Source organism: Sulfurimonas sp. (assembly GCF_041563495.1).
Taxonomy (GTDB): domain Bacteria; phylum Campylobacterota; class Campylobacteria; order Campylobacterales; family Sulfurimonadaceae; genus Sulfurimonas.
Map to the genome: position 1 here is coordinate 105,175 of NZ_JBFFMZ010000007.1, position 9,180 is coordinate 114,354.

The window sequence follows — 9,180 nt, forward strand, 5'->3', positions numbered from 1 at the left end:
AGAAAAATGAGGTATGTATGATAGTTAAACAATGGCTCAGTACAATCATAACTTACATTTCCATACCCGTAACTCTGTTGGTTTGCGGATGGGATCTCAGTTGGTGGCAAGCGTGGGTCTTTTTTGTGCTCATCGTTGCGGCCGGCATTGGTGGGCGCATATGGGCAGAACATAGACATCCCGGTATTCTGGCTGAACGGTTTAATATTAAGGCTCAAAATGTAAAGTCTTGGGATAAAATCACTGCCCCGTTGATGGCAATAAGCCTATCATTTCCGCTTGCCATAGTAGCAGGTCTAGATCACCGTTTTGCATGGTCTCCTCTTTTGCCTATCTGGATGAATTTACTCGGATTTGTTCTCATTGCATTTGGATACACTTTCGCCTCATGGGCACTGATAGAGAACCGTTTCTTTTCAACTTTTGTGCGTATCCAAAAAGAGAGAGGACATGAAGTGTGCAGTAGTGGTCCTTACAAAATCGTGCGGCATCCGGGCTACGCAGGAAATATTTTTGCACTTCCGGGAATTGTTCTTGCCTTAGGTTCAGTGTGGACATTGATTCCTGTACTCATAGCCATAATAATTGCCGTGATAAGAACGGAACTAGAAGACAGGACACTACAAGAAGAGTTGAGGGGATACAAAGAGTATGTACAACAGGTACGATATAGATTGATTCCCGGAATATATTAATTTAAAAAACTATTAGCTCAGGTAGTCACTTTTACTTTTTACTTGTAAAGAGCGTACCTTGTTCATGAACATCATCTAGTAGGTAACTTCTCACTGAAGTTAGATCAAAACCATTACATAAAAACATTTCTAGATTGTTTTCTATTATATATTGAGCTGCCTTTAGTTTTGTTACTATACCGCCCGATGCAAATTTAGAATTCGGTGTGAACTCTTGGTTTAGCTCCTCTTCGGTTAACTCGTTTACTTGCTTTCGTAATTTCGCTTTTGGATTATCTTTTGGATTTGAATCATAATAACCATCGATGTCACTTAATATCACAAGCATATCTGCTCTTGCATAGTGGGTAACATGAGCTGAAAGTTGGTCATTATCCCCAAAAAGCTGCTCCGGTGTCGTAGAGATGTCATTTTCGTTAACAATGGCTAATATGTCATTTTTAAATATTCTTTCTATGATGTCTTGAAAAATTTCTGTATGTGGTCTTGAATTGAAATCATCTTCTGTCATAAGAATCTGAGAGATTGTAACGTCAAAAATATCAAACAGGTTCTTATATGAACTCATAAGAATAGGCTGTCCCAATGAAGCCAACACTTTTTTACTTGTTGGAACAAGTTTATTGAGTTTCACCGCGGTAAATCCAGCTGCGACAGCTCCAGATGTGACTAAAATAACTTCATGCTTTTTTCGCAAGTCTACAATAAGAGAGACAAGGTTCAACATCCTCTCATTTGCAATATGACCATCATCAATTAAAACGCTACTACCAACTTTAATAACTATACGCTTCATATAAAATTCCTTTAAACGGGTATACCACCCATTATAACATGTGTAATGCCTTCTCTTATTAATAAAGCTAAAGTTACCACCCATGTGAGTGAATCTACCTAAAACGTATGCGCAAAGGACTCGCCACATTACATTACGGCAACCAAGAAGTCGGCGAGAAATTGTTTTGCTTGAGCATGGAAAAGACTGGAAACTCTACGGTAAAACCGGCTGGCAAAATGCACCAAACAAGGGCATCGGCTGGTGGATCGGATGGGTAGAAAAAGAAGGACGCTTCTATGTTTTTGCTTTAAACATCGATATCAATAAGCCTTCAGATTCCACTGAACGCACCAAACTGGGAAAAGCAAGTTTGAAACTCTTAGGGTTAATATAGTCTATTTAACAGAAACAATAAATTTAATTTAATATGTTATTTTTTAATTTTTTACGATAGAATGGTTGTTAATTACATAGTTATGCTATCTGCGGCAGTTAACATCAGATGGGATTGAGAGAGATTTGTTTATAGAAAATGCACCAGCTAAGGAGCACTTATGGACCAAACTGAACTTATTGAAAACGTTGCAAAAGAGTTGGATATCTCAAATGCCGAGTCGAAACGATTGCTTAAAGCAACACTACGGGAAATTCGAGACCTACTTAGAGTCGGACATGCTGTAACCCTGCCTCACTTGGGCACCTTTGACACGGCAACATACGATGAACACCGCGGTTATTTGCCTAGTAGCAATAATTTTGCACTTTTTCCAAAACGACGTGTCCCCGTGTTTCGCACAGGAACACTGCTCCGTGAAGATGTTTACAATATCGAATCGGACGAAGATGGTACACAGACATGAGCGACAATAATAAAATCACATTTCACGCTTTTACAGAATTAGTAGCAAAGCGTGCCGGGGTTAGTCGTGTAGAGGCAGATGCCTATATTCACCAACTAGCACTTACTATGAGTGAGGAGCTAGAGAAAGATAGTTACATTCATCTGTATCACTTTGGGCGTTTTCATACGACCCATGTCAGTGAACAGATGGGACACAACCCAAACTCTGGCGAGCCCTTAACAATCCCAGAGCACACGCGTGTCCACTTTCGCCCATACAGCGCACTGCGTTTCGCTGTCAATGCGCCCTTTCGTCAGTTGCGAATAAAAGAACTCACTGAAGACAAAACTGCATGGCGTGTAAGAACAGCTGCCTTAATCTTGCTGGCGATACTTATAGTGTTGCTTATCTTATTTGGCATCGATATAAAAAGTCGGTTATCAACTCAAAAGGCATCCTTGGTGCAACCAGAACAGCCCCCAAGTGAAGTAAAACTGACACGCCCAGTTCACGAAGCTCCCGTTAAAGATGCCAATGTACCAGCTACTCTAACCAGTGTTCCCGCAGAGTTACCTCCTGCCACGACAAAGGTTACAATGACAAAAGCTACAGAGACAGTGGTTACCGTGTCCTCCGGCGATACACTGTGGACGATTGCTGCAACCACATGGGGAGATCCTTTTTGGTGGCCGGTTATCTATGCACAAAACAGATCAGAGCTATCCCATCAAAACCCTGATCTTATTGATGTCGGAATCACACTGCAGATACCAACTCTAGTCGGTAGCGTGAACAACCCAAAGGCCGCAGACCTCCAGCTAAAAGCAGATGCATACCGAATCGTCGCCGACGATTACCGGAGACTCGACAATCCACGAGCTAAAGAGTATGAGATGGTTGCTACACGAGGATTTAACAAATAAAGGGGTAGTTACTTAGAGCCTTTTTTCTCTTTTTGCATTCTCTTATACTCTTTTTCAAACTTTTTTCTTCTTGAGTATGATAGCTTGTCTATGAAGAGTATGCCGTTTAAGTGATCTATTTCGTGCTGAATTGCCACACTTAAGAGTCCATCCGCTTCCAATACTTTTGTATTAGAGTCTCTGTCTTGGTAGTTGACGGTTATGTTTTCAAAACGAGTTATATCTTCGTAAAAACTGGGAACGCTAAGACAGCCTTCCTGGTAGATAATCTCACCGTCTTTTTTGGTAATAATGGGATTTATCATCTCTATAAGATTTTCTATCGGCTGTTCACCGTCTTCTTCGGGGATGTTCAAGATAAGAGCCTGAACGGGGTGAGCGACCTGTATAGCGGCCAACCCGATACCGTTTGTCCCCATCATAATCGGATACATAGCATCTAAAAGATTATGTAAATCCTTATCAAACTTTTCAATTTTTTTTGATATTTGTCTTAATCTTTTATCCGGATATTCTACTATACTTAAATTCATCTATATATTTTTACTCTTCTACCGACTCTGCATCTTGTCTTCTTAGCGAAACGGCGTAATCCATTTTTTTGTCAGCATACGCTTTTTCGATTCCATCCATTGCACTTACTACAATCTCTTCAACACTATAGAGTGTTGCAATGTCTGTAATACCTATAGATATCTTTAGTTGTATTTCACGGTCAGCTAGGAAAAAGTTAGAGTTAGAGACTAATTCACAAAGTCTCTCACTTGCTTTTTGTGCGCTTGGTATATCCGTATGTTTTAATAACATCGCAAATACACCGTTACCGTAATGTGCTACAGTATCGCTTCTTCTTGAAGTTTTTAGAAGAAGTCTAGCAATAGTTCTTGTCATTAATGTTATGGCTTTTTCGTTGTTCACACTTGATGTAAGTTCACGAGAGAGTTCTATCATTATTAGAGAACTTTTGTGTTTAAACTCAGTTATTAACTCTACTTCTTGCTCTATTTTTGTCATCAGATAGCGCTTGTTATAAACACCAAACTTGTTATCAAAAATAGTTTCATTCTCTACATTTTTAACGATTTTAGCAGTATCATCATACAAAGCTTTCATCTGTGTACTTTGCTTTTTGAGAATGCTGTTTAGCTTTGCAACATCATTTTCTAAAGAAGCGGCAATAGCGGCTGCAGCTTGAATCTCTGTATTTTCTTCTAATTCTTTTTTTCTTTTGTCTAGTATTTTTGTCATTAATGCCATGTTTTTGTAAAGGTTGGCAGTAACGCTTAAAATACTTTTTACAGATGTAAAACCTTGTTTGAGACTTTGTTCAAGCATGATTGTATTTTCATCATCATTGCTCTCTTCAAGCTCAAGCATTGATTGTATCTGCTTACGAAGATTTTCACTCTTGTCTTCGAGTAACCTGTCAAAATAGAGTGAAAAGTTATTTGGGGTTGGCGGCAGATTGTCTGTAATAAGCGCGCTCAAAACTTCCTTAGAGTATATCTCTAAATCACTTGTAGGTTCATCCATATCCAATGCACCGATAGTCGGTTCTTTGGGTGCACTAGTAGCATCGCGACGATTTCTACTTCTTAAAGATCCTGCCATATTATCCCCCTACTCTTTTTCTTTTTTAAGTAAAACCTCATCAATCATTCCATACTCTTGTGCTTCTTTGGCACTCATAAAGTTGTCACGATCGGTATCTTTTTCTACTCTCTTAATGCTTTGCCCGGTATTTTTTGCCAGTATCGCATTTAATTCCGCTTTCATACGAAGAATCTCTTCTGCTTGAATCGCTATATCTGTTGCTTGTCCCTGAGCACCGCCTAAAGGTTGGTGTATCATGATACGAGCATGAGGAAGAGCATATCTTTTGCCCTTCTCACCTGATGAAAGTAAAAATGCACCCATAGATGCAGCTTGTCCTATACATATAGTCGTAATATGCGGACGAATATAGTTCATTGTATCAAAAATAGCCATTCCCGCAGTAACAACTCCACCGGGAGAGTTTATGTAGAAATAGATGTCTTTCTCTGGATCTTCTGCTTCAAGAAATAGCATTTGTGCAACTATAGAAGAGGCAACTGCATCGTTGACCTCTCCGCTTAGCATAATTATTCTATCTTTTAAAAGACGAGAGTAGATATCATAAGAACGTTCGCCACGACCTGTTTTTTCTACAACATAAGGAATATAGCTCATGATTACGCTTCTTTTATCTTTGAGTTAAGAAGTTGGCTAAGAACTTTGTCTTCTACCATTGACATCTGAATTGCCGGTAAGTAACCTGAATCTTTATACTGCTCATAAGCTTTTTGAGGATCTTGACCCATTTGCATTGCTTCGTAATATATAGTTTGCATAACTTCTTGCTCTTCTACTTTTACATTTTCAGCAGCAGCAAGTGCATCTATGATAAATGTAGCTTTTACACTTCTTTGCGCTTCTTCACGAAAAGTGTCGCGAAGCTCGTTGAGCTTATCTGCGTTATCACGAAGTTCTTGAATCTCTTCTTCACTCATGCTTTGAGCTTTTTTGTTCAGTGCCATATCAATCTCTTGATCTACAACAAACTCAGGTAAGTCAAATTTAATACCTTCAACAAAAGCCTCTAATAACTCCGGTTTTAAATCATCATTATAAAGCTTAGCTAACTCTTCATTTTCGATTTGAATTTTAACTTGTTTTTGAAGTTCTTCTAAAGTTGCATCTTCTTGACCTGGAAGCAATTTTTTAGCTAACTCGTCATCAATTGCCACTTCATCTTTAACTTTGATGCCGTTAACTTTTACTTTAAACATTGCATCTTTACCTGCAAGATTTTTAGCTTGATATTCCGCGGGGAAAGTTACGTTTATCTCAACTTCTTCATCTCTTTTAACGCCGATAAGCTGGTCTTCAAAACCAGGAATAAACTGACCTGAACCTAAACGCAGTTCAAAATTCTCCGCTTTACCGCCTTCAAATGCTTCACCGTCAACAAAACCTTCAAAGTCAATAACAGCAGTATCGCCCTCTTTCATTTTACGATTTCTTTTGATATCTGTCAGTGGCGCTTGTGATTCTGCAATCTCTTTGATTCTTTTCTCAACATCTGCATCAGATACGACAGGCTTGTCAAACTCTTTAATCATTGAAGCATAATCACCAAGTTCGATTTCCGGTCTCATAGCAACTTTTACGGCTACTTCGATTTTATCATCAGATTTTTCAAATTTAGAAATATTTGGTTCACCGATTAAAGCACTGTTGTCAATACTTAACTCTTCTAAACCTTTGTTTAACACTTCACGAAGAGCTTCCGCTTCAGCATCTTGAACAAGTTTTTCACCATATTGTTTTTTAACGATTGCAACAGGTACTTTACCTTTACGAAAACCTTGAATACTAGCAGTCTTTGCTAATTCTTTAGCAATTTTTTCTAAGTTAGAATCAATAACTTCTTTTAAAATTGTCGCTTCTATAACAGCATTAGCGCTATCGATTTTATTTGATTTGATTTCCATCAATTTCCTTTTTTATGTCTTTAGTTACATTTTTAACTATTATTTTGAGCAATAATACCTAAAATCTGCTTTTAGTTAGCTTTTGCACAGTTTAGGCTTAAAATTTAAAACCAAAAACCAGACAACAGCTACATCTATCATCACATCAGCAAAGTTAAACACCGCAAAGTCAAACCCGCAGTGCCAATAGACCATATCTACAACACCGCCATGAATAAACCTGTCATAAACATTTGAAAAAGCACCGCCGAGCATCAGCCCTGCCGGGAAAGCAAAACAAACTTTTTTAAGGCTTATTATATAGATTAAGATTCCTGTTACTAAAACCAGTTGAATATACTTAAGCCACTCTTCTAAAAAGGCGAGCATAGAAAATGCGACACCTTTATTGTATACCAAAATCAAATCTATACATTCCGTATAGTAACGAAAACCTTCCACAAACAGAGTCTTAATATTCTGGTCAATTATAAATATTCCGGCCATTGTAAGAAATAAAATGGCATTTAGTCTTAGAAATGTATTAGGCATTTAAAGCTTTTTGAAAAAACTCTAACAGATTATCCATATTTGAGTTCATCTCTTTTGCATCTTTACATTCTAGCAGGACCCTTAGTTTGTTTTCTGTTCCTGAGTATCTTATTAGGTGACGAATATCTTTTTTATCCAACTCTTTTAGTTTTGCTTCCAGACCGTCAATCTTATTTAGTGGCAATTTATTTTTAATGTTTATGTTTACTAATTTTTGAGGATAAAGAGTAAACGGACGAAGGGCGGTTGATGCTTTAGTTTTTGTGTTTATCAGAAGTGCTAAAGTTTGAAGAGCTGTTACGAGTCCATCTCCTGTTTTAGCAAAATCACTTACTATAACATGTCCGCTTTGTTCTCCACCAAAATTAATGCCTTCTTTTTTCATAACCTCTAGAACATTTTTATCACCCACGTTCGAGCGAAACAGCTTCAAACCTTTAGAGATCATATAATCCTCTAAAGCTTTGTTACTCATAACGGTTGATACTATTGCACCACCTTTTAACTTACCTCTGTCATTCATGTATGAACCCAAAGCCCCTAAAAGTTGGTCTCCGTCTACAATCTCTCCGTTTTCATCAACCACGACAAGCCTGTCAGCATCTCCATCTAAAGCAATTCCCAAATCTGCTCTATACTTTACGACACTCTCACAAAGGTCTTTTGTATGAAGTGCTCCGCATCCTTCATTAATGTTAAATCCATCAGGTTTATTATGTAAAACGACAACTTCTGCGCCAAGCTCTTCAAGTACCGTCGGTCCTACTATATAACCTGCTCCGTTTGCCGCATCCAGAACTATTCTCATACCGCTGAGAGAAAGTTCTCTTGGAAAAGAATTTTTAAGAGCAACGATATATCGGCCTATCACATCATCTATTCTTTTTGCTTTTCCTATTTTTTTAGCGGTCACCTGAGCCTCTTGCAATCTTTCATCGTCTGCATAGATAGCTTCTATCTCAGCTTCTACTTCATGAGAAAGCTTATCTCCGTGTCCATCAAAAAATTTAATCCCGTTATCTTCATATGAATTGTGAGATGCGCTGATCATAATACCGGCATCGCATCTCATATTTTCCGTAATAAAAGCTATTGCAGGAGTCGGCATTGGACCGATCTCTATTACATCATAACCGATTGCGGTAAGACCACTTACAATCGCATTTTCTATCATGTAACCGCTTCTGCGTGTATCTTTACCTATTAAAATTCTATTTGTTGTTGAATGAGCTTTAAAATATATTCCGGCAGCCATCGCCACTTTCATTGCCAAGGGTGCACTTAAAAAAGAGCCCGCTTCACCTCTAACTCCATCTGTTCCAAATAATTTCATTATAATTCCATAATATTAAAGTGCTGTATTTTAACATAATTAATCAATAAAGTTGAAATTATTACAATTTACCTTGTCTTTAACTTAAATTTAATTATCTTTAAGCTAAAATTGCGCACTAAAAAATTAATGAGAAGGACTCATGCATGGCAAATCACAAGTCATCAATTAAGAGAATTCGCCAGACTATCGTTCGTACAGAGCGTAATCGTTTCTATAGAACTCGTCTTAAAAACATTGTAAAAGATGTTAACTCTGCAGTAGAAGCAGGAAACAAAGAAGAAGCAGCTGCAGCATTTAAAGTTGCTAACAGACAAATTCACAAATTTGTAAGCAAAGGTATCTTGAAAAAAGAAACTGCAGCTAGAAAAGTAAGTCGTCTACACAAATCTGTAAACGCTATATAATTAGAGCATAAAATAATGCTTGCTGATAAACTTACTCCGTTTATCAACCGTTATAATGAACTTAGCGAAATGCTGAGTTCACCTGACATAACTTCTGACATCAAAAGAATGACAGAACTCTCAAAAGAACAATCTTCACTTTTACCAATCGTTGAA

12 protein-coding genes and 1 pseudogene are annotated in these 9,180 nt (G+C 37.8%); 6 read left to right on the forward strand and 7 right to left on the reverse strand.

Annotated features, from left to right (window positions below; translation table 11 throughout):
• Positions 1–17 precede the first annotated feature (17 nt).
• Positions 18–695, forward strand: a complete 678-nt coding sequence (locus tag ABYK18_RS08805; RefSeq protein WP_373036298.1) for an isoprenylcysteine carboxylmethyltransferase family protein — start codon at positions 18–20, stop codon at positions 693–695.
• A 31-nt stretch (positions 696–726) separates the two neighbouring features.
• Here the strand turns inward: ABYK18_RS08805 and proB are convergent, their stop codons facing one another.
• Positions 727–1,491 (reverse strand): glutamate 5-kinase, encoded by a 765-nt coding sequence (gene proB, locus ABYK18_RS08810; protein WP_373036300.1) that lies wholly within the window; start codon positions 1,489–1,491, stop codon positions 727–729.
• A 166-nt stretch (positions 1,492–1,657) separates the two neighbouring features.
• Between proB and ABYK18_RS08815 the strand changes: the two genes are divergently transcribed.
• The 3 genes from ABYK18_RS08815 to ABYK18_RS08825 all read left to right on the forward strand — a co-directional run bounded on the left by ABYK18_RS08815 (position 1,658) and on the right by ABYK18_RS08825 (position 3,238).
• Positions 1,658–1,867 (forward strand): penicillin-binding transpeptidase domain-containing protein, encoded by a 210-nt coding sequence (locus ABYK18_RS08815; protein WP_373036301.1) that lies wholly within the window; start codon positions 1,658–1,660, stop codon positions 1,865–1,867.
• Between the two features lie 160 nt (positions 1,868–2,027).
• The gene (locus ABYK18_RS08820) at positions 2,028–2,333 is read left to right on the forward strand and encodes an HU family DNA-binding protein (RefSeq protein WP_373036302.1); all 306 of its coding nucleotides are present in this window, start codon (positions 2,028–2,030) and stop codon (positions 2,331–2,333) included.
• Positions 2,330–3,238, forward strand: a complete 909-nt coding sequence (locus tag ABYK18_RS08825) for an HU family DNA-binding protein (protein ID WP_373036303.1) — start codon at positions 2,330–2,332, stop codon at positions 3,236–3,238. The genes ABYK18_RS08820 and ABYK18_RS08825 overlap by 4 nt, the downstream gene beginning before the upstream one ends.
• Before the next feature lie 8 nt (positions 3,239–3,246).
• Here ABYK18_RS08825 and def read toward each other — a convergent pair whose 3' ends face one another.
• The 6 genes from def to glmM all read right to left on the reverse strand — a co-directional run bounded on the left by def (position 3,247) and on the right by glmM (position 8,617).
• Positions 3,247–3,771 (reverse strand): peptide deformylase, encoded by a 525-nt coding sequence (def, locus tag ABYK18_RS08830; protein WP_373036304.1) that lies wholly within the window; start codon positions 3,769–3,771, stop codon positions 3,247–3,249.
• Positions 3,772–3,781: 10 nt separating this feature from the next.
• Positions 3,782–4,849, reverse strand: a complete 1,068-nt coding sequence (locus ABYK18_RS08835; RefSeq protein ID WP_373036305.1) for a GGDEF domain-containing protein — start codon at positions 4,847–4,849, stop codon at positions 3,782–3,784.
• Positions 4,850–4,858: 9 nt separating this feature from the next.
• Positions 4,859–5,449 carry an ATP-dependent Clp endopeptidase proteolytic subunit ClpP gene (gene clpP, locus ABYK18_RS08840; RefSeq protein ID WP_373036306.1) on the reverse strand — a complete coding sequence of 197 codons (591 nt, stop codon included), beginning with the start codon at positions 5,447–5,449 and terminating at the stop codon, positions 4,859–4,861.
• A 2-nt stretch (positions 5,450–5,451) separates the two neighbouring features.
• Positions 5,452–6,753 carry a trigger factor gene (tig, locus tag ABYK18_RS08845; protein ID WP_373036307.1) on the reverse strand — a complete coding sequence of 434 codons (1,302 nt, stop codon included), beginning with the start codon at positions 6,751–6,753 and terminating at the stop codon, positions 5,452–5,454.
• Between the two features lie 75 nt (positions 6,754–6,828).
• Complete coding sequence (gene lspA / locus ABYK18_RS08850; protein ID WP_373036308.1) at positions 6,829–7,284, reverse strand: signal peptidase II; 456 nt, start codon at positions 7,282–7,284, stop codon at positions 6,829–6,831.
• Positions 7,277–8,617 (reverse strand): phosphoglucosamine mutase, encoded by a 1,341-nt coding sequence (gene glmM, locus ABYK18_RS08855; RefSeq protein WP_373036309.1) that lies wholly within the window; start codon positions 8,615–8,617, stop codon positions 7,277–7,279. The genes lspA and glmM overlap by 8 nt, the downstream gene beginning before the upstream one ends.
• 146 nt (positions 8,618–8,763) lie before the next feature.
• Here glmM and rpsT point away from each other — a divergent pair, with 146 nt between their 5' ends.
• Positions 8,764–9,024, forward strand: coding sequence for a 30S ribosomal protein S20 (gene rpsT, locus ABYK18_RS08860; protein WP_373036310.1), 261 nt, complete (start codon positions 8,764–8,766; stop codon positions 9,022–9,024).
• Positions 9,025–9,039: 15 nt separating this feature from the next.
• Positions 9,040–9,180: pseudogene (locus ABYK18_RS08865) on the forward strand (peptide chain release factor 1); the annotation flags it as partial.

What these genes read in the sequence shown, in the direction of transcription:
- ABYK18_RS08805 (WP_373036298.1), top strand. Translation starts at nt 18, where the DNA reads ATGATAGTTAAACAATGGCTCAGTACAATCATAACTTACATTTCCATA.
- proB (WP_373036300.1), bottom strand. Translation starts at nt 1,491, where the DNA reads ATGAAGCGTATAGTTATTAAAGTTGGTAGTAGCGTTTTAATTGATGAT.
- ABYK18_RS08820 (WP_373036302.1), top strand. Translation starts at nt 2,028, where the DNA reads ATGGACCAAACTGAACTTATTGAAAACGTTGCAAAAGAGTTGGATATC.
- ABYK18_RS08825 (WP_373036303.1), top strand. Translation starts at nt 2,330, where the DNA reads ATGAGCGACAATAATAAAATCACATTTCACGCTTTTACAGAATTAGTA.
- def (WP_373036304.1), bottom strand. Translation starts at nt 3,771, where the DNA reads ATGAATTTAAGTATAGTAGAATATCCGGATAAAAGATTAAGACAAATA.
- ABYK18_RS08835 (WP_373036305.1), bottom strand. Translation starts at nt 4,849, where the DNA reads ATGGCAGGATCTTTAAGAAGTAGAAATCGTCGCGATGCTACTAGTGCA.
- clpP (WP_373036306.1), bottom strand. Translation starts at nt 5,449, where the DNA reads ATGAGCTATATTCCTTATGTTGTAGAAAAAACAGGTCGTGGCGAACGT.
- tig (WP_373036307.1), bottom strand. Translation starts at nt 6,753, where the DNA reads ATGGAAATCAAATCAAATAAAATCGATAGCGCTAATGCTGTTATAGAA.
- lspA (WP_373036308.1), bottom strand. Translation starts at nt 7,284, where the DNA reads ATGCCTAATACATTTCTAAGACTAAATGCCATTTTATTTCTTACAATG.
- glmM (WP_373036309.1), bottom strand. Translation starts at nt 8,617, where the DNA reads ATGAAATTATTTGGAACAGATGGAGTTAGAGGTGAAGCGGGCTCTTTT.
- rpsT (WP_373036310.1), top strand. Translation starts at nt 8,764, where the DNA reads ATGGCAAATCACAAGTCATCAATTAAGAGAATTCGCCAGACTATCGTT.